Genomic DNA, 23,351 nt, shown 5'->3' on the forward strand with positions numbered 1-23,351 from the left:
AGCTCCCCCTTATATGACGAATAAGTCCATAAATGCTGGTACTGTTGTTGTTTTTAATTGATTTGGATTTTGGCAGAGTGACACAATTTGATCCACTTGTTTTTGTGGAAATCTTGTCTTTAAATGATAGACCCATTTCTTTTCAAGCAGCGGAATGCCTTCCTGTCTTCTTCTGCGATGACCAAGCGGGTATTCAATTTCAATTCGGTCTGTCATCGTCCCGTCTTTAAAGAAAATTTGTACACAGTTTGCAATCGATCTCTTTTTCGGATCTAAATAATCCTCTGTGTAACGTTTATCCTCTTTCACAATCATTCGATCACGAAGACGATCAATGGCTGGATTTTGCGCCGTTTCTTCTTCATAATGGTCAGCTGTTAGTTCACCATAGATCAGTCCAATGGCTGTAATATACTGCAAGCAATGATCACGGTCTGCCGGATTATAAAGCGGCCCTTTCTTATCAATAATCCGAATTGCTGACTCATGTGTCGTAATCTCTACCCGGTCAATTTCATCTAAACGATCTTTTACAGCGTCATGCAGCATCACAGCCGCCTCTGCAGCTGTCTGTGCATGAAACTCAGCAGGATAAGCAATTTTGAAAAGAACATTTTCTATGACGTATGACCCAAGGGGCTGGGCGAGCGTAAGTGGTTTTCCTTTCATAAGAACATCTTCAAAGCCCCACTTCTCTGCACTGAGGGGCGTTTGATAACCCATTTCCCCTTTACGTGTCATCATGGCCAGCCTCACTCCGCGGCTTGTTGCATCCCCCGCTGCCCATGATTTCCTCGATCCTGTGTTTGGGGCGTGGCGATACGTCCTAAGCGGGGAATTATCAACAAACGCTTGTGATAAAACATGCTGGACCTCTTCCTTTGTTCCGCCAAGCATTGCACACACAACTGCACTTGTTGCCACTTTGACAAATAACACATGGTCCAATCCATTTCGATTTAGACAATTTTCTAAAGCAAGGACACCTTGAATTTCATGTGCCTTGACGATTGCATGCAGTACATCATTCATCGTTAGCGGCTCTTCTCCGTTTGCAAGGCGTGTTCTGCTGATATAATCACTTACAGCTAATATTCCGCCTAAGTTATCTGACGGATGACCCCACTCCTGTGCAAGCCACGTATCGTTATAATCTAACCAGCGGATCATACAGCCAATATCAAAAGCCGCTTGAACAGGATCTAGCACAAACGAAGTGCCTGGAACTCTTGCTCCGTTAGGCACAACAGTTCCAGGTACGATAGGTCCAAGGTGCTTCGTACATTCTGGAAAATTAAGAGCCAGCATACCGCACCCAAGCGTGTCTATGAGCACATACCGCGCGGTTTCAATGGCCTCTTTGCTCGTAATTTCTCCGTCTACTGCATAGGCAGCGATTTCTTCTAATAGCTGATCTGTTTGATTGGCGACTGCTGTTTTGTTCATGTTCATTCCCCCGTTTTTCCATCATCATTTGAAACCTTTAATCCTCTTGGCCCTAAATACCGGACTCTCGGTCTAAAAATGCGATTATGCAAATGCTGTTCAATCACATGTGCGGCTAATCCGCTAGCTCTTGCAGCAAAGAAAATGGGTGTATAAAGTGAAATAGGAATTCCGAGCACGTAATAAATCGGTGCAGCATAATAATCAAGATTTGGATAAAGGTTTTTCTGCTCTTTCATGTATGCCTCTCCTGCTACACACATGTCATATAGCGTTGTATCTCCCTTTGATTCGGTAAGCGTTTTCAATGAACGTTTTAAAAGAGCGGCTCGCGGGTCCATTTTTCTCATGTATACTCTGTGGCCAAAGCCCATCATTTTTTCTTTTGCGGCTAATTTTCGTTCAATGAGCGCAAGAAATCCTTCTGTTGTTTTTCCTTCAAGAAGCATGTGCATGACAGCTTCATTTGCTCCTCCGTGGAGGTCACCTTTTAATGAAGAGATCGCTCCAGTAAAAGCACCATACATGTCAGAATGCGTGGATGCAATCACTCTAGCCGCAAACGTTGAATTCGGCAGCTCATGTTCGCTATATAATGTGAGTGTTTGGTCAAAAGCGGTAATTTCGTCTTGTGCCGGGGTGCGTCCTGTTAACATGGATAAAAAGTTTTCAGTGTAGGATTTGGTCTGATCTGGAGAAATAGCGGCGTCTTTTGTGAGAATATAATAGCTTCCAGCAACAATGGCCGGCAGCTGGCCTAATAATCGAACTGCACGCCTTACTTGGCACGCTTCAGATCGATCATGTAATGCGTCATCATACCCTGCAAGAGCAGATAAGCACGTTCTCATCGCATCCATAGGGTGAGTGGTTTTTGGCAGATTCGTTAATATGGTTTGAATGGTTGGATGTAAGCTCGTTTGTGAGGATATATCTTGCTGAAATTGGTGATATTCCATCTGATCTGGTAATCTTCCATAAATAAGCAGATAGGCTGTTTCTAAATATGTCTTGTTTTGTGCCAGCTCAATGAGGTCGTACCCGCGAATCACAATTTCCTCTTGCTCCACATCTAAGTATGATATGGATGTTTCGCTTGCCACAATGTCTTCAAGCCCCGGTTTATACTGCAATTGTTCAGTCATCATATAACCCCCGTTTCGTCCAATTGTTGATCTCCAAACGAGCAAACGGCCAAAAATGATGTGAATCTATAGATGGGAAGATACCGTGCTAGTCGGATACCCAATTTCCATTCTATCCAAAGCACTTCATCTTGTAAATAAAAGAACGTATGTCCAGTTGGACATACGTTAGCTGTAATATGGAGAAATCATGATATAAACAATGACGCCAGTGAGACTAACATAGAGCCAAAGCGGCATCGTCCAGCGGGCAATTTTACGGTGACGCTCGACCTGCATCTGTGCGCCTCTAAATAGTGTAATCAGTGCAAGCGGTACAATAATAGCTGAGAGTACAATATGTGTAATCAAAATAAAGAAGTAAATCGGACGGATGATCCCTTCTCCTCCGAAGTGTGTATCAGCTGCCATTGAATGATATGTGACATAGGAAATTAAAAAGACAAGTGTTGTTGAAAATGCAGCAAAGATAAATCGTCTATGTGCTTTAATGTTCTTTTGTTTAATCATAATGAGTGCTGAAAGTAAGAAGATAAACGTAAAGCTGTTCATCACGGCATTCAGTAACGGCAGAAATGTAATATCCAGATGACTAAATTTATCTGTTTTTGGCATTAAAAATAATAAAGCGATTAATCCGTTTATGGCAATTGTTAAAATGACAACAATGCCGGTGAAATTTTTCGGTTTTTGATTCTGTTCGTTCATGTTTGAAAACCTCTCTTTATTAGTTCCGACTAAGAGTATGTTATTTAACTTTCTCTATAAAGTCAATGAATTCGCTGTCTTCGTCGAATTTTAGACAAACTTGCCGATTACTGGCGTTCTAACGGGTTGAAAGATTCATCCACTTCCTTTAAAATTGGAATTTATGTGATTTTTATCATTTCTTATATGAAAGGAGTAATGGACTTGTCAATCTTACAGGAAACACTCAAAGATGTGAAGGCGTTAGAGCAAGAATTACAGCAATTGCAGTTCCAAATGTATCGAATGCAAGAAAATATGAAAGATATTTCGAAAAAGGCAAAGATCATTGGCATTGATCAGGCGAAAGAAGATGAATGGATGATTGTCTCTGCCATTGAAAATGCTGATACATGTAAAATCATGCTGACCGATTGTGAAAAAGCTTTTCGCGGACAATCTGACTTTTCCTTAATTGCGGAATATCCTGAAGAAGGAAAGATTCATATTGCTGATATAAAAGGCCCTCCCGATAATGGGTACGGCTCAATCTGTATGAAGCATTTAAAAGAAATCGCAAGAGAGCAGAACATCCCAGTCATCACAGGTGACCTCGTCAAAAGAGATTGGAATCATGTGGACCGCTTGATTCATTTTTATGAAAAGCATCAATTTGATGTCCAAATCAATTGGAAAGAACAAAGCGGAGAAATTTATTGGGTGGACAGCTAACGACAAAAAACCAGTGTGTATGATGGAATATACGCTGGTTTTTGTCGAAAATGCAAATTTTTCTGAAAAATGTGTGTTTTTTTGACCAAAAAAAGGGTACAATAAAAGCATCAGGCCGCCACCTGATGCTTTCTTCCAAAAAACAATAAGTTACTAGTTAAGTACTTTTACTTTGACTGATTTTACGCCCCAATTTTTTGCTTGGGATTTGCTTGGTACATGAACATCAATTTTGTTACCTTTAATTGCGCCGCCAGTATCTGCTGCGATGGCTTCACCGTAGCCTTCAACATAAACCTTACTTCCTAATGGAATGACATTAGGATCTACTGCAATCACTTTCGCATTTGGGTTTTTGTTTAAGTTTACCCCTGTTGCAGTGATACCTGAGATGCCACCATCATTTGCTGTATAAGCCGTAGCCGTTACAGTCATTTCTTTTTGTACACTTTGACTAGCAGAAGATGATTCTGCTTTAGCTGTTTCCTGTTTAGGAGCAGCTTTTTTCGGTGCTTCCTGTTTAGGAGCAGCTTTTTGTGTTGTTTGCTCTTTTTGGACAGGCTCCTGTTTTTGTACAGGCTCTGAGCTTACCGGAGCTGAGCTTTGACCAGCAACACTTAGTGTTGAACCAATCATAATTATATCTGAGTTTAAGTTATTCCAAGACTTAATATCGCTAATTGACACATTGAATTTTTGAGCGATTTTCCAGAGGCTGTCCCCCTTCTGGACTTTATACTGCTCCTGAGTTTTCTCTTTTGAAGAGATTGTCAATTTATCACCTACATAAATCATGTCTGTAGATAAATTGTTCCAACCCTTTAGGTCCTTTAGAGACACATCATTTTTTTGAGAGATTCCCCAAAGTGTATCACCTTTCTTCACAGTGATTTCCTTTGCAGAAGCTTGCTGTGCTCCAAATGCTGTTGTAGAGATTGCTGCAACAGCAACCAAGGACATAATAGTCTTCTTCATAAAGTAAATCCTCCCTTGTTAGCTTTTTATGGCGGCTAACGAGTGCTATCGTAACATATGTAAATGTCAATTCAATAACAAAACGATATGTTTTAGATTACAGTTCCTTTACATGAAACATCTCTCTCCATTGGTAAATCAGACCACAAAACAGCTCGATTACCCGCCATATCAAGGTTTTGAAAGGATCAGAAACCTCCTGTTGAAAACGTGTCCAAACGCAGCGAAAAAAATTTATTTTTCTTCTTCAACCTCTTTATTTTTTTCTTTTTCTATAAATAAACGGATTTCTTCTAAAAAAACATCCCCGTATTTCTCTCTTTTTTGAGCGCCAATTCCCTTAATATGGAGAAGTTCTTCTTCTGTTTTAGGCTGAACGGCTGACATTTCCTTCAAGGTTTGATCAGAAAATACAACAAATGGCGGAACGCCCTGCTCTCTCGCCAGCTTCATTCTCACCGCTCTCAGCTGCTCAAATAATGCATCGTTTTCTTGAATCGCCTCTCTTTTCACTGCCTGTTTTTTATACACAGCCTCTTGCCCGACTAACACTTTCTTTCCTTTATGTGTCACTTTTAATGTTGGATAAGCTCCTTCAGACATGTGCAAATACTCTTCTGTAATTAAAAATTCGATGAAATCACTGATTTGCTGGGCTGATTGCTGCTTCATTAAAGCGTATGTAGGAAGACGGTCGAAACCGAGGTCAAGCACTTTTTTATTTTTAGAGCCTGCCAGTACTTGAGCAATCATCATTTTTCCAAACCGCTCGTTCATTCTAACCGTACACGATAAAACCATTTGCGCTTCTCGAGTGACCTCTTCACGCTCTCTTTCATCAAGGCAATTGCTGCATTTTTGGCAAGGGGTACTTGCTGATTGATCAAAGTAGTCCATCACAAATTGCTGCAGACATTGCTCAGTGTGACAGTAATCGACCATTTGCCTTAGTTTAAGCAGTTCATGCTGATAGCGCACTTCATCTTCTGTTGACTGTTCAATGAGGAATCGCTGCATTCGTACGCCCTGCGGCGAGAACAGTAAAATGCATTCACTTTGGAGCCCGTCTCTGCCGGCGCGTCCAGCTTCTTGATAGTAGCTTTCAATATCCCTTGGAATTTGATGATGAATCACAAAACGGACATTTGATTTATTAATTCCCATGCCAAATGCAGATGTAGCGACCATAACCTGGATGTCATCATTTAAAAACAGGTTTTGCTGTTCTTCTCTTACATTGTCATCTAACCCGCCATGATAAATGCCAGCTTTGATCTTTTGTTTCTTTAGCCGATTGTAAATGTTTTCGGCTTCTTTTCTTGTAGCAGTATAGATAATGCCGGACTCAAGTTTATTTTTCTTCATATAATGTGTGATAAAGCGGTCACTATTTTCTCCTTTGACCACCTGAAAAGATAAATTTTCTCTAGCAAACCCAGTAAAAATGGTTTCTTCTTCGTTCATGCCAAGCTGTTCACATATATCTCGGTGGACCTTTTTCGTGGCTGTAGCAGTTAATGCGACAATCACTGGCCTTTTTGTCAGCCGATTTAAGCATTCTTGAATAAAGCGGTAGCTCGGCCTAAAATCATGCCCCCACTCAGATATACAGTGTGCTTCATCAATTGCAATTAAAGGGATCGTTAACCGATCAAGCAGCTGAAAAAAACGCTCATTTTGTAAACGTTCAGGTGTGATATAAAGCAGCTGATATTCCCCATCTTCACATTTTTTCAGCCTTTTATTCATTTCAGCTGCGGAAAGTGTGCTGTTTAAAAAGGACGATCGTATGCCCATCTCATTTAGCGCATCGACTTGATCTTTCATTAAAGAAATTAGCGGGGATACAACGATCGTTGTTCCTTCCATCATCAGGGCAGGAATCTGGTAGCAAACCGATTTCCCTCCGCCTGTCGGCATAATACAGACGGTATCCTTCTGTATGTTTACAATCGATTCAATGGCTTGTTTCTGTCCCTGCCTAAATGCGTCAAAGCCAAAGTATTGTTTCAGGAGTGCTTCTGCTTGTTCTAACATCCAATTCCCTCTCCGTCTTTTGTTTTGTCTATTTTAACATACATTCATGCCTCTTCCGGCCGACTGTGCAATTTCGTTTTTTCACAAAATAAAAAGCCATTTTCCGCAATGGAAAATGGCTTGAATCATCCTAGGAAAAGCTGCGGATGCCGTAATCTAAGTAAGAAAGTTTTAAACCACCACTCCTCAAAGTGGGTGTTTGCAGAAACGTTCCTGTCTTCCTCGCTAAGGAGGCATGACATTCCGGCTTCAATATAAAACTCCCTATTACAGCTTAAAGGTTAAAACTTAATTAACATTACGCGCATCGCAGCCTTTAAACTATATTACACGAAAGTTTATTAAATTTCAAGAGATCTTTTTTCTATGAAATACTCATGTATACAAGTTATTTGTTCATGTGTACATAAGAAAAAATTATTCTGAAAAAATTAACCTTCGCTTATGATCCTATTTTTCCTCATCTACATCAACATCCTGCTCTTCCTCTAATCTTTCATACGTATCTGAATGCATCTGATCCATTGTTTCTCTATTTGTTAAATCGCGCATTTGATCGGAGAATGAACGGTCAAATTCGTTTGGATCTTGAGTGTTTTCTTCATTTTTCTTTGCATCGATTGAATAACGTGTATATGGAACTGCTTTTAAACGCTCGTATGGAATCTCTTTCCCCGTTTTCTCACATATCCCATATGTTCCGTCTTCCATTCGTTTCAGTGCTGCATCGATTTCACCTTCAAGCTGATCATCGACTTGATCCAGCGTTTGTTCTGTCATGCGGTCTAAATAGATGCTCCCATGATCAGCGATATGATTTCCAACACCATTTGAAATCTCACTCGATTCAACGAGCATCGATTCTTCTTTCTTTTTTGATCCCTTCACATCTTCTTTTAATTGAATCAATCTTTCGTATAAATCAGCTTGTTGTTCTTTCGTTAAGCCCACGGTCAATCACTCCTTTCTCATTACCTTCCCGCTGAAAGGGAAAAGAAAACATCAAAAAAGCCGCCGCCTCTTTGGCAGCAGCTTTCTTTTCTTACAGATGGCGAAGTGCTTCTTCTACTGATTTTCCGCCTTTCATCAAGTCGAAGGACTTATTTTTCACATTGGATTCTGTTAAGCTCTCCACAAGAACAATGGCTACGTCCTCTCTTGAAATCTCGATGTTTTGATCATCTGGAATATGTTCGGCAGCTTCAATCTTTCCTGTCTTCTCCTCATGCAGCAAGGCACCTGGGCGGACAATCGTATAGGAAAGACCAGACTGTCTTAAGTGCTCATCGGCTTTTCTTTTTGCTTCATAATAAGTTTCCATACTTCCTTGCCCTTTTCCTTGGTTCGGATCATCTGCATTATAGGCACTAAGCATAACAAAATGCTGGATGTTTTCTTTTTTCGCTGTATCAACGAGGCGTTTTGCACCTTCTTGATCGACCGCAATGGTCTTATCTGCCCCTGTTTTTGAGCCTGAACCAGCTGCAAAGATGACAGCGTCTGCTTGTTTTACAGCATCTGTCACATCTTTTTCAAGATCACCGATGACAGGTGCTGCACCAAGTTCCTTTAGTGCATCAGCTTGTTTTTCATCTCGAATGAGAGCAAGCGGCTCATGTCCTTTTTCTTTTAAATAACGAACGACAAGTCTGCCTGTATGTCCATTTGCTCCTGCAACTAACACTTTCATTGTTCATTCTCCTTTCTGTATCTGTTTCATCTTTATCCTTTTTTGCTATCATTCAAACACTTAAGCAGAAAAAAGCCCTTCCCATCAGATGGGAAGGACTTAGCAATGTGCGATCTATAAAAATAAGAACGAAGAATGAGAAAAGTGCATATGATCTATGTAATCGCAAGATTGATCAGCAAAGATGTTTTGTCAAAATGGCTTGCACATCACTCAAATCCGTCTCTTTGGAAAAGTCGAGTTCAAATACTTTTGAGCTTGTGACAAGCAGCATACCTGTGTCCTGATCAAACACGCCAGCTTCTTGTATGGCAAAACTTTCAATTGATCGATACGGCAAGGAGACCCTGACTTTCTTCTTAGAAAATACGCGGTTATCGCCAAAGATCAGTCGTTTATTGGTAAAGCAAATTTGGTCGTGACGCAGTCTGTAAACAGCCTCAATTCTTTCCCCTTCAATCAATAAGGATTCGAATTTCTTATCATTTTGTTTACTGACAGAAAAAATACCCACGTAAACCCCCTCTTCCTGCATCAAATTCCTTTATGACAAAACGGCCACACGGCTCTGTGGGTACGTTTTATTCTCACTTATAGAATACGCTATAAATGGTCGTTATTCCATTACGAATAGATTAAATTTCATTTAACTTTTTCTTTTTGATCCGATGCTCTTTCCTCTACTTATTTAGACTGTTAAAGCAGGAAAAAAGTTTCAGTTCTTTTCGAGAAAAAATGCTGCTTCATTCCAATAAAAAAACAGTGATTATGCAAATCACTGTTTTTAAATGACTATTCGTCTTTTGGTGTATCAATGGTTCCCTCGGCATACACGTCGGAAATCTGTTCAAGCGTAATTGCCATATCAGCGTCCTCATGTTCATGCCAAGCATGTTGACTTTTCTGCTCGTCATTTTGCTGCTTTTTCATCATCATCACCCTTTACTGTTTTTCTTAGTATGAGTGATGGTCCTCAAAATCATTCAGCTGAAATATCTTCGAAATACTCCTTGTAATACCCGCCTACTTTACCCGTATTGTCAACGACAAACAGAAATTCTTCTGTTTCATTTTTCACTTCATATGTGCTTCCAACCGTTAATGCCCGATCGACCATATATTTTTTCGCATTTGTATGTACACATTTTACTTGTTTTAACGTTTGAGCCGTTTGCCAGTTTTGATGGATCATGATTTAAAAACTCCTTTTTTCATCTATACATTTATTGTAGCCAAATTTTCGCGAAATGCAATGAGTGTTATGGATTGCTTTCAAACATGTCGTGTAATATGATTAATGTATACGTTTACATCTTTGTGCGTATAAAGTTTCGTTGCATGTCCGCTTTTCCCACCTAGAACTCGCAGAAAACAATCCATATCTTTAAGGAGGTTTGTTTATTTATGAGCTCTACAACACTTCAAATTAGTTCAAAACTCGAATCTTTTCTCCAAGGGACGAAAAAACTCTACATTAATGGTCAGTTTGTCACAAGTCACGATAACAAAACCTTTGCTACTCCTAACCCAGCCACAGGCGAAACCCTTATTGATGTTTATGAAGCAGGTGCAAAAGATATTGATGAGGCAGTAAAAGCTGCAAAAAAAGCCTTTCATGGTCCTTGGCGCTCCATGTCTGCCGCTGAACGCGCCCGCCTCATGTTCAAGCTTGCTGATTTAATGGAAGAAAATCAGGAAGAGCTTGCACAGCTAGAAACTTTAGATAACGGAAAACCAATTAATGAAACAACAAATGCAGATATCCCCCTCGCTATAGAGCACATGCGCTATTATGCGGGCTGGACGACAAAAATGAATGGACAAACCCTTCCTGTCAGTCAAGGATATTTTAATTATACCCGACATGAGCCGGTTGGTGTTGTAGGACAAATCATCCCATGGAACTTCCCTCTGCTCATGGCTATGTGGAAAATGGGCGCCGCACTTGCAACAGGGTGCACCATCGTTTTAAAGCCAGCCGAACAAACTCCACTCTCTGCTCTTTACTTAGCAGAATTAGTGGACAAAGCCGGCTTCCCAGAAGGCGTGATTAACATCGTTCCTGGATTTGGCGAAACAGCCGGAGAAGCCTTAACTGATCATCCTGACGTGAACAAGCTGGCCTTCACAGGGTCAACAAGTGTTGGGAAATTAATTATGGAGAAAGCGGCTAAAACCATTAAGAGGGTCACATTAGAGCTTGGCGGAAAATCACCGAATATTATTTTACCTGATGCCGATTTAAAGAAAGCCATTCCAGGTGCTTTAAATGGCGTCATGTTTAACCAAGGCCAAGTATGCTGCGCGGGTTCCAGAGTCTTTGTTCATCGGAGCCAATATGATGAAGTGGTCGATCAAATGGCCAAATATGCAGGATCCCTCAAGCAAGGCGCTGGTCTTCATCAAGATACGCAAATTGGACCTCTTGTAAGTAAAGAACAGCACGAACGCGTGTTAGGCTATATTGAAAAAGGTAAATCCGAAGGGGCAACAGCCGTTGTCGGGGGCGATTGCCCTTATGAGGCTGGCTATTTCGTCTCCCCTACTATTTTTAAAGATGTAGAAGATGAAATGACCATTGCTAAAGAGGAAATCTTTGGACCTGTCTTATCTGCCATTCCTTACGATTCCATTGATGAAGTGGTCGAACGTGCCAACCAGTCTGAATATGGATTAGCAGCAGGACTTTGGACAGAAAACTTAAAGCATGCCCATGATATCGCTGCACGTCTTGAAGCAGGAACGATTTGGGTCAACTGCTATAATGTCTTTGATGCCGCCTCCCCGTTTGGAGGATATAAGCAATCAGGTCTTGGCAGAGAAATGGGATCATATGCCCTTAACAACTATACAGAAGTCAAAAGTGTATGGATTAATCTCCAAGACTAATGACGTCAAAAAAGCCGGTGACCGTGTCATCGGCTTTTTTGTGTTTGCATGTGACAGGCCGGCTCCTGAATATAGTATGAAAGGGAAGGAGCATGGCCGCATATGCAAGATTTTAAATTGAAAGTAAATGAATTTATCGAAGAATTGCACATAGAGATGCAGCGAAGACAACGAGAAGATGGCGCCTTTGTTTTCTGCTTTGAAGGTCCAATGATGACAAATGCTTTTTTGATTATGCTGTTAAAGGCTGTCGGCGATACGGATCAAGCTTTCGTTGATCAATTAGCAGAAGCGATACGCGAAAAGCAAAATGAGGATGGGTCTTTTTCTTTGTATCATGATCAAACGGGACATGTAACAGCTACTGTGCAGGGCTATTGCGGAATGCTCGTTTCAGGCAGGTTTCAACAAGATGAGCCTCATATGGAAAAAGCAGCGCAATATATTCGATCAAATGGCGGATTAAAGAACGTTCACTTTATGACAAAGTGGATGCTCGCCGTCAACGGCATGCACCCTTGGCCGTACTTCTATGCACCACTTTCCTTTTTACTCATCCCTACATACTTTCCACTTCACTTCTATCATCTTAGTGCATATGCAAGAATTCACTTTGTGCCAATGATGATTGCACTCAACAAACGATATACTTCTCATGAGAAATTTCCAAGCCTAGCACACCTTGATGCAAACATGTCTAAGAATCCATTTGACTGGTTTATGGCAAGAGAAGAACGTTCCACTCATCACTTTCTGACTTACATGCGATCGTATACAGCACTCGACAGCCGGCTGGACTTTTTCGGATATGAAGCAGCAAAGCGATATATGTTTGACCGCCTCGAAAAAGATGGCACACTGTACAGCTATTTAAGTGCAAGTATTTTTATGGTCTATGCACTGATGAGCCTTGGATACTCCCCGGGACATCATCTCATTTTAAAAGCAGTCAAAGGCATGAAAAAGCTAGTCACAAACTGTCAGGGCAGAATGTATGCAGAAAATTCCACATCCACAGTTTGGGATACAGCACTTGTCAGTTATGCTTCTCAAAAAGCTGGCAAAAAACAAGAAGACCCAGTCATCACAAAGTCTTTCTCATACTTACTGAACCGGCAGCAAATGAAGAAAGCAGACTGGGCGATTCATAACCGGCATGCTGCTCCGGGAGGCTTTGGTTTTTCAGATATCAATACGAATAACCCTGATTGTGATGATACGCAAATTGTCTTAAAAGCCATTCCTCGAACGTACGCACCAGTTCAGTGGAATCGAGGATTCAATTGGCTTCTTTCCATGCAAAACCGTGATGGCGGATTCTCCGCTTTTGAAAAAAATCAAGATCACTTCCTGCTTCGACATCTGCCGCTTGAATCTGCGGAGGATGCAGCAATTGATCCATCGACTCCTGATATTACAGGCCGCGTGCTTCATCTCATGGGTCTTGAAGAGAAAAACATGTCACCGCCTATTCACAGGCAAAAAGACCAATGTGTCAAGTGGCTCCTAGATCATCAAGAGAAAAATGGATCATGGTTTGGCAGATGGGGTGTTTGCTATATTTATGGAACGTGGGCAGCATTAACAGGTCTAAAAGCTGCCGGCATCCCCTCCACCCATCCTGCTGTCCAAAAAGCATGCCGATTTTTAAAGCAGATTCAACGAGAAGATGGCAGCTTCGGAGAATCATGTAAAAGTGCAGAGGTAAAAACGTATGTCCCCCTCCCGTTTGGCACAGTGGTTCAGACGGCTTGGGCAGCAGAGGCACTTTTACAATATGAGAAGCCCGATGACAAAACGATTTTAAAAGCCATCTCATTTTTGATCCATCATCAGCACACGAATGAAGCCTTGCACTATCCAGTAGGCATTGGCCTGCCAAAGCAATTTTACATCACTTATCATAGCTACCCATTTGTCTTTCCGATGATGGCTTGTTCCACATTTTTAGAAGAAATGAGGCGTAAGAATGAATAAGGAAGAGTACCGTTTGCAGCTCAAAGAGTGGCTTAGCTCCATTCAACCCGCGATTCAAGATGACAACATCCGTCAGAAAGTAGACCATTTATGGTTCTCAATGGATGATGAACATTCCAGTGAACAAGAGTGGTACGAACTGGCAGAACGTATTGCTGAGGACATGAACCCACAAGAAGACATGCGGGAGGTAGCAGCTGGAAGTCACAAGTTACCTCCTCTCCCTTACCGGTATGATGCACTAGAACCGTTTATTTCAAAAGAAATTATGTATTTGCATCACCAGAAGCATCATCAATCATATGTAGATGGTTTGAACCAAGCTGAGCTTGCATTAAAAAATGCAAGAAGAACCAATGATTTTAAAATGATTAAGCATTGGGAACGGGAGCTTGCCTTCAATGGTGCGGGGCACTATTTACATTGTATTTTTTGGTTTTCCATGAGTCCTTCAGGAAAACGAAAGCCCACTGGACAAATGCTTCGTCTCATTGAACAATCGTTTGACAGCTATGATGCATTTAAATCTCAATTTTCAGCAGCGGCCAAACAAGTAGAAGGTGTTGGCTGGGCCATTCTCGTATGGGCGCCTAGATCTCAGCGATTAGAGATTTTACAAGCAGAACGCCATCAATTTTTGTCACAATGGGACGTGATCCCCCTTCTAGTCCTTGATGTATGGGAGCACGCCTACTACCTTCAATATCTGAATGAAAAAGCGAAATACGTAGATCGTTGGTGGAGTGTGGTCGACTGGCGTGAGCCAGAAGCTAGGCTTAAGCAGGCACAACAAGTGAGATGGACCCCTTTTTAAAACGATGCTCCATATAGGCTAATGCTTATATGGGGTATTTTTAGTTTACATAATTTTATTATTAACACCTTTATAAAGAATGGGTTGTTTTTTCAGAAAATTCGTTTAAAATAGGAAAGATATGTGAGGAAAGTGAGATGAAGCAATGAATGAACATTCTTTTAACCATTAGTCAATTTGCAGGAAGAACCTTTGCAATCTGGGTCATTATCTTTGCATGTCTTGGATTTACTTTTCCTAACGTATTTTCTCAGATTGGACCGTATATCCCTTTTTTATTAGGTGTTATTATGTTTGGGATGGGGCTTACGTTATCTGGTGAAGATTTTAAGGAGCTTTTTCGTAAACCTCTCTATGTGTTAATTGGGGTTTTGGCGCAGTACACACTCATGCCGCTGATCGCCTTTCTATTAGCTTACGGATTACGGCTGCCATCTGAAATTGCTGTAGGCGTTATTCTTGTGGGCTGCTGCCCGGGCGGTACAGCATCCAATGTCATGACCTTCTTGGCAAAAGGCAATATGGCATTATCCGTAGCGGTCACAACTATATCGACCCTTCTTGCTCCCTTTTTAACGCCTCTCTTTATCTATATTTTTGCAAGATCATGGTTACCTGTATCACCGGAGGCATTATTTTTGTCGATTGTCCAAGTTGTGCTAATTCCTATTATCCTAGGTGTTATCGTTAAGGTATTTTTCAAAAAACAAGTAAACTATGCAGTTCAAGCATTGCCGCTTGTATCTGTTGCTGGAATTGTGTTGATCATTGCAGCGGTTGTCAGTGCAAATAAAGAGCAGATTCTTCAATCTGGATTGCTGATATTTGCCGTTGTTATATTACATAATGGACTTGGTCTCTTATTTGGTTACCTGATCGCAAAGTGGTGCAGAATGGATATCCCTTCTCGTAGAGCGATCTCGATCGAAGTAGGCATGCAAAACTCCGGGCTCGGTGCAGCGCTAGCAACAGCACACTTCTCACCGCTCGCAGCCGTACCAAGTGCGATTTTTAGTGTGTGGCATAATTTATCTGGTTCCTGGCTTGCGACGTATTGGTCAAAACGAGGACAACATGACAGTGAAAAGAAAAAAAGCTAGCACCTTAACAGGTGCTAGCTTTTTATAATTGAAGATTATCCTTCAAGTAATAGCTGCTCAGGATCTTCAAGCAGATTTTTAATCGTAACGAGGAATCCAACTGCTTCTTTACCATCGACAATACGGTGGTCATAAGAAAGAGCTAAATACATCATCGGACGGTTCTCAAAACGTTCTTCATCAATCGCCACCGGACGAAGCTGAATTTTATGCATCCCTAAAATTCCAACTTGCGGGCTGTTTAAAATCGGAGTTGATAGCAGAGAACCAAATGTTCCGCCGTTTGTGATCGTGAATGATCCACCTTGTAACTCATTAAGAGACAATTTGTTATCTCTTGCTTTTTTCGCAAGATGACCAATTTCTTTTTCAATTCCCGCAAATGACAATCTGTCTGCATCACGGACAACCGGTACGACAAGTCCTTCGTTTGCAGCAACAGCGATGCCGATGTCATAGAATTTCTTCAAGACAAGCTCATCACCTTGAATTTCTGCGTTAAGCAGCGGATACTTCTTCAGTGCTGCTACAACTGCTTTTGTAAAGAAGGACATGAAGCCAAGCTTGACATCATTTTGTTCTAGGAAGGCATCTTTACGACGCTTTCTTAAATCCATCACAGCTGTCATATCGACTTCATTAAATGTCGTCAGCATCGCAGCCGTTTGTTGAACTTCAACTAAACGTTTTGCAATTGTTTGTCTGCGGCGTGACATTCTTTCACGTTCAATAGGCTTTCCTGGTTGTTCAGTTTGCACCGCAGCATTTGCTTTTGGCGCGGCTTTTGGTGCACTTGCAGGTGCTTCATTCTTTTGATAAGAAGCGACATCCTGCTTTCGTACCCTGCCCAGCGGATCTACGGTTGGAATCTCAGATAAGTCTAATCCCTTCTCTCTCGCTAGTTTTCTAGCTGCAGGAGAAGCGATAGTTCTGCCATTACCAGCTTTCGGCTCTTCTTTCACTGCTTCTTCTTTTTGAGCAGCTGCCGGTTCTTCTTTCGAAGCTGGTGCAGAAGCTTGCTCAGGTGCTGGAGCTGCGGACTCGCTTCCGCCAGCTTCACCTGCTGCAATCGTTCCGATGACCTCTCCAACTTGTACAGTGTCACCAGAATCTTTCAGTACTTCTTTTAATACACCAGATTCTTCAGCAGTCAGTTCTACATTGACTTTATCTGTTTCAAGTTCCAGCAGGTACTCCCCCTGCTCCACATAATCGCCCGGCTGCTTTAGCCATTGAGCAATCGTTCCTTCCGAGATTGATTCCGCTAATTCAGGTACTTTAATTTCCGCCATTTTTCATTTCCCCCTTAGTTTTTGCGAGTCAAGCTATCAGATACAATTCGTTCTTGTTCTTTTTTATGCACAGTTGGATCACCCTCAGCCGTACTTGAACGTCTTCTTCGGCCGATGTAACGTACTTTTACTTTTTCAGGTGCAATTTCACGTAAATATGGCTCAATGTATCCCCAAGCTCCCATATTTTGCGGTTCTTCTTGCACCCATACGATTTCTTCTAAGTTTGTCAGCTTTGTTAAAATTCCTTTAATATCTTTGGCTGGGAACGGATATAGCTGTTCCACTCTTGCAACGTGAAGCCAATCTTTCGGCTCTTCCATTTGAGTAAAACGATCACTAATATCAATGGATACCTTCCCGCTAGATAGCACGAGACGCGATACTTTTTCGTGATCATGTACAAGACCCGGCTGTTCAAGAACTGGACGGAACTGTCCATCTGTTAATTCTTGGACTTCAGACAATGTGTTCGGGTTACGAAGCAGACTCTTCGGTGTCATAATGACAAGCGGACGAATCTCTTCACGAAGCAGCATTTTCGCCTGTCTTCTAAGAATATGGAAATATTGCGCTGCACTAGTCAGGTTCGCAACTGTCCAGTTATTCTCAGCAGCTGATTGCAGGAAGCGTTCTGTTCTTCCACTTGAATGCTCAGGACCTTGTCCTTCATATCCATGCGGCAGCAGCATGACTAAACCTGATTTTTGTCCCCATTTTGCACGGCCAGCTGAGATAAATTGATCGAAATACACTTGAGCCGCATTTGCGAAGTCACCGAATTGAGCTTCCCAAATCACTAACGTTTCAGGAGAATAGACATTATAACCATATTCAAACCCGATGACTGAGCCTTCTGACAGTGGACTGTTATGAACTGTAAACGATGCATTCGCATCACTTAGTTCATGAAGAGCAATAAATTCATCTCCCGTTTGACTGTCGTGAAGAACAAGGTTTCTTTGAGCAAAAGTACCACGCTCTGAATCCTGTCCGGTCATTCGAATTGGCGTACCGTCTTTTAAGATAGATGCAAATGCGAGTGCTTCCCCAAGTGACCATTCTACTTTACGGTCATCTGTAAACACTTTTGCACGTTTTTCAAGGATCCGCTTCAGCTTACCAAATACTTGGAAATCATTCGGCCAGCTGATCAATTCTTCATTCAGCTTTCTGAGTACATCAAATTCTACTGATGTATCAACTGCTGGGAAGCCGTTTGATACAGGCTCTGGCAGCTCGATTTCTTGAATCGTATGCTCTTTCTTTGAAGGCACCTTTTTATAAGCTTCTTCTATTTTTGCCGTCACAGCCTGCTCGATTTCTTCACGCTGCTCTTTTGTCAAAAGACCTTCTGAGACAAGTTTATCTGCAAAGATATTCTTGACCGTTTTGTGCTTTCTAACCGCATCGTACAGCATTGGCTGAGTTGTAGAAGGCTCATCCATTTCGTTATGACCGTATCTGCGGTAACCAATCAAGTCAATAAGGAAATCCTTCTTGAAGCGTTTGCGGTATTCTACTGCTAGCTGAACAGCCGCTAAACACGCTTCTGGATCATCTGCATTGACGTGAACAATAGGGATCTCAAATCCTTTTGCAAGGTCACTCGCATATTTCGTCGAGCGGGATTCATTGCTTTCTGTTGTAAACCCGATCATATTGTTGGCAATAATATGGATGGTTCCGCCTACTTGATAGCCTACAAGTTGGCTTAAATTTAATGTTTCTGCCACAATTCCTTCTCCAGGGAATGCTGCATCCCCATGAATTAAGATGGCTAACGCTTTTTCAACGTCTTGAACTGGATAGCCTTTTTGAGTACGTGATTCCTGAGCGGCACGCGTGCTTCCTTCAATGATTGGATCAATGAACTCCAAGTGACTTGGGTTATTAGCAAGCGTAACTCTCGCACTCTTTGTATCTTCGTCTTTGATTTGACGGTCAGCTCCAAGATGGTACTTAACATCCCCTGTCCATCCGTAGCTGATGCCAATAGAGCCTTCTGATGGAACGAGCTCTTTATTTGGCGCATGCTGGAATTCTGAGAAAATGATCTCATATGGCTTTCCTAACACATGTGCTAATACATTTAAACGGCCTCTGTGTGCCATTCCAATGTTAATATTTGAAGTCCCTTGTGTAACAGACTCTGAAATAATTTCATCAAGTACTGGGACAAGTGCGTCTAAACCTTCTATAGAGAAGCGCTTTTGCCCAACAAATGTTTTATGAAGAAACTGCTCGAACTGCTCAACTTCTGTTAATCTCTTGAATACAGAAACTAATTTATCTGCTGGTTTTTTCTTAAATAGTTCACCAGATTCAATTGATTTTGAGAGCCAGTTTCGCTCTTCGAAGTCATGCACGTGATCAAACTCAAATGAAATGGTACGTTTATACGTATTTCTCAAATGGTTAATGGCTTCTATGCCGTTTGAAATGTGTTTTGGTGCATCCGGACTAATAATAGATATCGGAATATTCTTGACATCTTCTTCTGTTAAACCGTACTCCTTTAAAGGAAACAGCTCTTGTAATTCCTTTTCTTTGCGAAGAGGATTGACGGAAGCATTTAAATGGCCATACGTTCTGATGTCTTCTGCCAGTTTAACGACTGATGCTATCTTTTGGATTTGTTCAGAAGTAACTACGCTATTTTCTTTTTTCCCAATTTCCTCCTTCATTTCACTCGGTGGTGCACCAAGTTCATCAAATATGCCTCTTAGATCTTCATCAACACTAGTAGGATCCTGGACATACTGATCGTAGAGCTCGAGCACATAGCCGAGGTTCGGACCATGAAATTCTTCCCAACTCAACGGTTGTTTCACATCATTTTGAAACATTTTGAACACTACCCCCAACTTTGATCATCAAGTGATTGAACACTATCTCGATATAACTTCCAGAACACAATGACCAAATTTATGTAATAAAACGCTTCCAATAATATTCTACCACTGTTTTGGATTACTTTCTACATTCTTTGTTCAATTAAAGATAAAAAATTCACAGAAAAACAAAAAATTTAAATCATTCCGAAAAATAATTTGAAGAAAGGGGCAAAACCTTATGCCCCAATGCTTTTATGCAGCAGTTTCTTCAGTAATGGATATAAAACATCTGGCAATGTATCGACATCTGGTACAAAAATGCTGAACTTGCCATACATATCTTGAATGGTTTTCATCTGTGCTTCTTCTATCGGCGAATTGGATAAAAACACATTGATCACCTCAATGCCCTTTTTCCTCGCTTCAAGAACTGCTTCATGTGTATCGACAATCCCATTTTGTTCGTAGCTGAACGCAGCTGGCTCTCCGTCTGAAAAGACAATCAGAAACTTTTGCTCTTCTCTTCGCTTTAAAATCATCTTTGTCATTTGGCGGATCGCATAGCCATCCCGGTTATCCTCTTCTGGCTCAAGAGACATAATAGAAGGCCCTGCATCAAATAGAGAATCTTTGAACGACACAACTGTGTTGAAGTAGTTTGGCTGACTTGTTTCTGTTGCGTCGTTTGTATCTTCCCAAAACCCAACAATTTGATGTGGGACTTGCACGGATTTTAACGCTTCATGAAAGAGAACAATGCCTTTTTTCGTCTCATCCATCTTGTCAAACATGCTCGCTGAACAGTCTACTAATAAGGTGAAAACAGCATCAATCTGAGAAGTCGGTGCCTGTTTTTTATAGAAAAGACGCGGGTTAGACTCTGTAAAGTAGCGAATCAGCTTTTTGCTGAGACGTCCTGCATGAAGGTCTGTTTTAGGCCATGATTTTTTATGTTCAAGTGTTTTTTGGATCATTTGTTTTAAGCGTTTCTGATAAGGCTCAATTTCCTTCGCATGCTGCTTGTAGGCATCGATTTGTTCTGGCTTAGGAGGATCTGGTGAAATCATGACTGGAAACGCATATTTGTTTTCTTTTCCATTCTCATGACCATCTGCTCCGCTTTCTTCACCTTCAGCCTCTTCCAGCGCTTCAAGCTTTGAATAATCTTTTCGGTGTGTTTGCTTTGCAGAACCTTGGACAGTTCCGAGTGCCTGATCTCCGTCATCACCTTCTCTTGCCGCATCCTTACCAAGATCACTTTTACCGCCGTGCTCTAAATCAAATTGAAGGAAGCTTTTGGATGGCGCTTCGGTTTCTCGATGCCACACTTCCATATACTCTTGGTGAATGTCTTCATCGCCTTCTTTTTCTCGGTCGACTTTGATGTCCTCACTTAATGTAGGTTTTCTTTTTAAGTCATGGAACAGCGGTTCTTTTGCCGCTTGTTCATAGTCCAATTCAGGGAAGAAAAAGTACGTATTCAGCATATCCTTTTCAAGCAGTTCATCGAACCCTTCCATCAATTCTTTGACAATAGCTGCGATGTCTGCAGTTGAACCCGCATCATATACACGTTCAAGACTTGACTCAATAAACGGAATCATCGGGTTGATCTGCTCATGAAGAGGCGGAATCTCTTCGAGCGGAGAATCAGCTGTCAGCTTCAGATAAATCGCACAAAAGAGTGCATCTGTTAAAATACTTCGTTCTTGGTTAATCGTTAATTGTGTCTTAAAGTGACGCCGGTACAGCTCTCTTCTTCGTTTAAATACCTTTTTTGTTCCTGGGCGGTCATGCTTAATCCGCTCTTCAATCCGGATATCTTCAAACAGCATAAACAATTGTTTACATACATCAGGAATGGATAATGTATGAGCAAAGCGAATGATCTCCTGAAATACCGTAAGATCACTATAAACCGTGCCTACTGCACGAAGGAACACATCACTTTTCAGCCCTGCTAGCATATCTTCTTGTTTACGATCATCCCAAAAATGACTGATGAAAATTTTCTTTTCAAACGGTTCATAGTAGGACTGCACACCGTATTCAAGCTCGACATCATCACTTTTTGCTAACGTTTTGGCTAAATCCGTTAATTCCATAAATAAAAATGAATCGATTCTGCTGTCATTAAATTTGATGAATTTCAAAAGTTAGAACCTCACTCGAATAATGTTTGGGCGATATTTCTTACCGCTGCTTTTTCCCGGTCATCTTCCAGCTTTTCAACAATGCCTCGTTCAACGGCACGAAGCGGCGGGATGTATTGCGCAAGATCACAAGTATCTAGAAGCGCGCGGATGGATGCTGCTTCTTCACTCACCTGTCCGTTATGAGCTTGTGTAATAAGGTCTGATGAGAGCTGAACGAATTGATCAATTAACCGCTCATCCTTTAAAACAGATTGAGATTGCAGTACATCTTTCAGGATACCGCCGCCGATATATGGAACGTCAATGACCACAAAACGGTTTTTTAACGCTTCATTTAGAGGCACTGTGCCGACATATCCTTCATTGATTGCCGCAATGACCCCAAAGCCTTCTTCTGCTTTAACAACCTCACCTGTAAATGGGTTTGTCATCATTTTTCTGTAGTCGAGTACACCATTTAAAATAGGCAGTGTTTCTGGCTTCGCCATGTTGATTTCATCAATATATAAAAGATGGCCTTTTTTCATTGCTTTTGTCACAGGTCCTTCAATGAATTCAATCGAAGCCACCTGACCATCATTGTGGATGGTTTTATAGCCAATCAAGCTTTCAGCATCAAGATCAACCGAGCAGTTCACACTGTGCATCGGCTGCTGAAAGAAAGCGGATAATGTTTCTGCTAGTTTGGTTTTACCTGAGCCGGTCGGTCCCTTTAAAAGAACGTTTTTTCCTAGTGCTAATGCAATCATGGCATCTTGAATGATAGAAGTATCCTGTGATTCATAGCCGCCTGTTCCAATAAGTGGACGAAATTCTTCTTCCAGCACTTTTGCTTTTGCTTTAATCATTGCTTGAATTTCTTCTGGGAGTGATTGTTCGTTAAACATGTATGATTAATTCCTCTCTTCGATCATTTTCCTCACCAAGTATACTAAAAAAACCTTTATGCACTCAATACATAAAGGTTAGACTTCTGTTATTTTGCCATTTCTTTTGTTATCGCTCCGCAAGCGATACGTTTTCCTGAGTTACCAGAAGGGTTACTTAAGTAATCATCTGCTTCTGCATGAATGATAAAGCTTCGCCCATTTTGATCGATTAATTGATTCGGGCCTCCCTTTAACATCACATCTGGTACATTCACGACAACATCAATTTGTCCATCTGCTCCCACCTCTAAATTAGGCATATCTCCAGCATGGTACCCCTTTGGATTGTCAAAACCATGCTCTCTATGGGTTGGATTAAAGTGAGCTCCTGCCGTTTCAAAATCTGGCGTTTCACATATTCCTGTTTCATGAATATGAAAACCGTGAGGACCTGGTGGCAGCCCTTTCGCTTTCACATGCAGATCCAGCCCATTTTCTGAGGACTCTCTTATTTCAATGCTTCCTATTTTTTGCCCGCTTTCGTTTATGAGTGGCGTCGTGACTGGTGCTTGTTTAGGTGCTGAAACTTCGCTTGTTTCTTCGGTCGTTTCTTTTTTCGGCGGTGCATGACATGCTGATGCGGTAAAGATCAAACATATCATGATCATCCACACTGACTTTTTCATTTATGACTGCCCCCTTTTG

Annotated in this window: 20 protein-coding genes and 1 other RNA gene; 5 read left to right on the top strand and 16 right to left on the bottom strand. The window is 41.4% G+C overall.

From position 1 onward, the window contains the following. Positions 1-9 precede the first annotated feature (9 nt). From MHB41_RS09525 to MHB41_RS09535, 3 genes are all read right to left on the bottom strand, one after another. Positions 10-1,446 (bottom strand): bifunctional 2-methylcitrate dehydratase/aconitate hydratase, encoded by a 1,437-nt coding sequence (locus tag MHB41_RS09525; protein ID WP_024422674.1) that lies wholly within the window; start codon positions 1,444-1,446, stop codon positions 10-12. A gap of 2 nt (positions 1,447-1,448) precedes the next feature. Further along, positions 1,449-2,591, bottom strand: a complete 1,143-nt coding sequence (mmgD, locus tag MHB41_RS09530) for a citrate synthase (RefSeq protein ID WP_061109246.1) — start codon at positions 2,589-2,591, stop codon at positions 1,449-1,451. A 168-nt stretch (positions 2,592-2,759) separates the two neighbouring features. Then, the gene (locus MHB41_RS09535; RefSeq protein WP_024422676.1) at positions 2,760-3,299 is read right to left on the bottom strand and encodes a DUF420 domain-containing protein; all 540 of its coding nucleotides are present in this window, start codon (positions 3,297-3,299) and stop codon (positions 2,760-2,762) included. Between the two features lie 204 nt (positions 3,300-3,503). On the opposite strand from MHB41_RS09535, the gene MHB41_RS09540 reads away from it, so the two are divergent. After that, positions 3,504-4,010, top strand: coding sequence for a GNAT family N-acetyltransferase (locus MHB41_RS09540; RefSeq protein ID WP_081338918.1), 507 nt, complete (start codon positions 3,504-3,506; stop codon positions 4,008-4,010). 153 nt (positions 4,011-4,163) lie between these two features. Here MHB41_RS09540 and MHB41_RS09545 read toward each other — a convergent pair whose 3' ends face one another. The 8 genes from MHB41_RS09545 to MHB41_RS09580 form a co-directional block, all read right to left on the bottom strand. Further along, a complete protein-coding gene (locus MHB41_RS09545; RefSeq protein WP_024422678.1) occupies positions 4,164-4,985 on the bottom strand; it encodes a 3D domain-containing protein in 822 nt (273 codons plus the stop codon). A 234-nt stretch (positions 4,986-5,219) separates the two neighbouring features. After that, the gene (gene recQ, locus MHB41_RS09550) at positions 5,220-7,022 is read right to left on the bottom strand and encodes a DNA helicase RecQ (RefSeq protein ID WP_340900210.1); all 1,803 of its coding nucleotides are present in this window, start codon (positions 7,020-7,022) and stop codon (positions 5,220-5,222) included. A gap of 133 nt (positions 7,023-7,155) precedes the next feature. Next, positions 7,156-7,341, bottom strand: a non-coding RNA gene (gene ssrS, locus MHB41_RS09555) — 6S RNA. Between the two features lie 131 nt (positions 7,342-7,472). Further along, complete coding sequence (locus tag MHB41_RS09560; RefSeq protein WP_111926555.1) at positions 7,473-7,973, bottom strand: TraR/DksA family transcriptional regulator; 501 nt, start codon at positions 7,971-7,973, stop codon at positions 7,473-7,475. 91 nt (positions 7,974-8,064) lie between these two features. Beyond that, positions 8,065-8,712, bottom strand: coding sequence for an SDR family oxidoreductase (locus tag MHB41_RS09565; RefSeq protein ID WP_046311467.1), 648 nt, complete (start codon positions 8,710-8,712; stop codon positions 8,065-8,067). Between the two features lie 175 nt (positions 8,713-8,887). Continuing rightward, positions 8,888-9,226 carry a PH domain-containing protein gene (locus MHB41_RS09570; RefSeq protein ID WP_024422682.1) on the bottom strand — a complete coding sequence of 113 codons (339 nt, stop codon included), beginning with the start codon at positions 9,224-9,226 and terminating at the stop codon, positions 8,888-8,890. 278 nt (positions 9,227-9,504) lie between these two features. Then, on the bottom strand, positions 9,505-9,642 hold the full coding sequence (locus MHB41_RS09575) for a DUF4025 domain-containing protein (protein ID WP_080701155.1): 138 nt from the start codon (positions 9,640-9,642) through the stop codon (positions 9,505-9,507). A 49-nt stretch (positions 9,643-9,691) separates the two neighbouring features. Beyond that, complete coding sequence (locus MHB41_RS09580; RefSeq protein ID WP_024422683.1) at positions 9,692-9,904, bottom strand: DUF6501 family protein; 213 nt, start codon at positions 9,902-9,904, stop codon at positions 9,692-9,694. Positions 9,905-10,116: 212 nt separating this feature from the next. On the opposite strand from MHB41_RS09580, the gene MHB41_RS09585 reads away from it, so the two are divergent. The 4 genes from MHB41_RS09585 to MHB41_RS09600 all read left to right on the top strand — a co-directional run bounded on the left by MHB41_RS09585 (position 10,117) and on the right by MHB41_RS09600 (position 15,492). Beyond that, complete coding sequence (locus tag MHB41_RS09585; RefSeq protein ID WP_034280593.1) at positions 10,117-11,601, top strand: aldehyde dehydrogenase family protein; 1,485 nt, start codon at positions 10,117-10,119, stop codon at positions 11,599-11,601. A gap of 102 nt (positions 11,602-11,703) precedes the next feature. Further along, complete coding sequence (locus MHB41_RS09590; RefSeq protein ID WP_034280590.1) at positions 11,704-13,578, top strand: prenyltransferase/squalene oxidase repeat-containing protein; 1,875 nt, start codon at positions 11,704-11,706, stop codon at positions 13,576-13,578. Then, complete coding sequence (locus MHB41_RS09595) at positions 13,571-14,392, top strand: superoxide dismutase (protein ID WP_327826347.1); 822 nt, start codon at positions 13,571-13,573, stop codon at positions 14,390-14,392. Before MHB41_RS09590 ends, MHB41_RS09595 begins: the two co-directional genes overlap by 8 nt. A gap of 149 nt (positions 14,393-14,541) precedes the next feature. Beyond that, complete coding sequence (locus tag MHB41_RS09600; RefSeq protein WP_327826345.1) at positions 14,542-15,492, top strand: bile acid:sodium symporter family protein; 951 nt, start codon at positions 14,542-14,544, stop codon at positions 15,490-15,492. A gap of 35 nt (positions 15,493-15,527) precedes the next feature. Here the strand turns inward: MHB41_RS09600 and odhB are convergent, their stop codons facing one another. From odhB to MHB41_RS09625, 5 genes are all read right to left on the bottom strand, one after another. Further along, positions 15,528-16,784 (bottom strand): 2-oxoglutarate dehydrogenase complex dihydrolipoyllysine-residue succinyltransferase, encoded by a 1,257-nt coding sequence (gene odhB / locus MHB41_RS09605; RefSeq protein ID WP_024422686.1) that lies wholly within the window; start codon positions 16,782-16,784, stop codon positions 15,528-15,530. Between the two features lie 14 nt (positions 16,785-16,798). Further along, positions 16,799-19,633 (bottom strand): 2-oxoglutarate dehydrogenase E1 component, encoded by a 2,835-nt coding sequence (sucA, locus tag MHB41_RS09610; RefSeq protein ID WP_034280582.1) that lies wholly within the window; start codon positions 19,631-19,633, stop codon positions 16,799-16,801. Positions 19,634-19,857: 224 nt separating this feature from the next. Next, complete coding sequence (locus MHB41_RS09615) at positions 19,858-21,774, bottom strand: VWA domain-containing protein (protein WP_340900206.1); 1,917 nt, start codon at positions 21,772-21,774, stop codon at positions 19,858-19,860. An 11-nt stretch (positions 21,775-21,785) separates the two neighbouring features. Next, the gene (locus tag MHB41_RS09620) at positions 21,786-22,664 is read right to left on the bottom strand and encodes a MoxR family ATPase (protein ID WP_034280579.1); all 879 of its coding nucleotides are present in this window, start codon (positions 22,662-22,664) and stop codon (positions 21,786-21,788) included. Positions 22,665-22,753: 89 nt separating this feature from the next. Then, the gene (locus MHB41_RS09625) at positions 22,754-23,332 is read right to left on the bottom strand and encodes a superoxide dismutase family protein (protein WP_340900205.1); all 579 of its coding nucleotides are present in this window, start codon (positions 23,330-23,332) and stop codon (positions 22,754-22,756) included. Positions 23,333-23,351: the final 19 nt, after the last annotated feature.

This window comes from Bacillus sp. FSL H7-0578 (genome assembly GCF_038630855.1).
GTDB lineage: Bacteria > Bacillota > Bacilli > Bacillales > Bacillaceae > Bacillus > Bacillus safensis.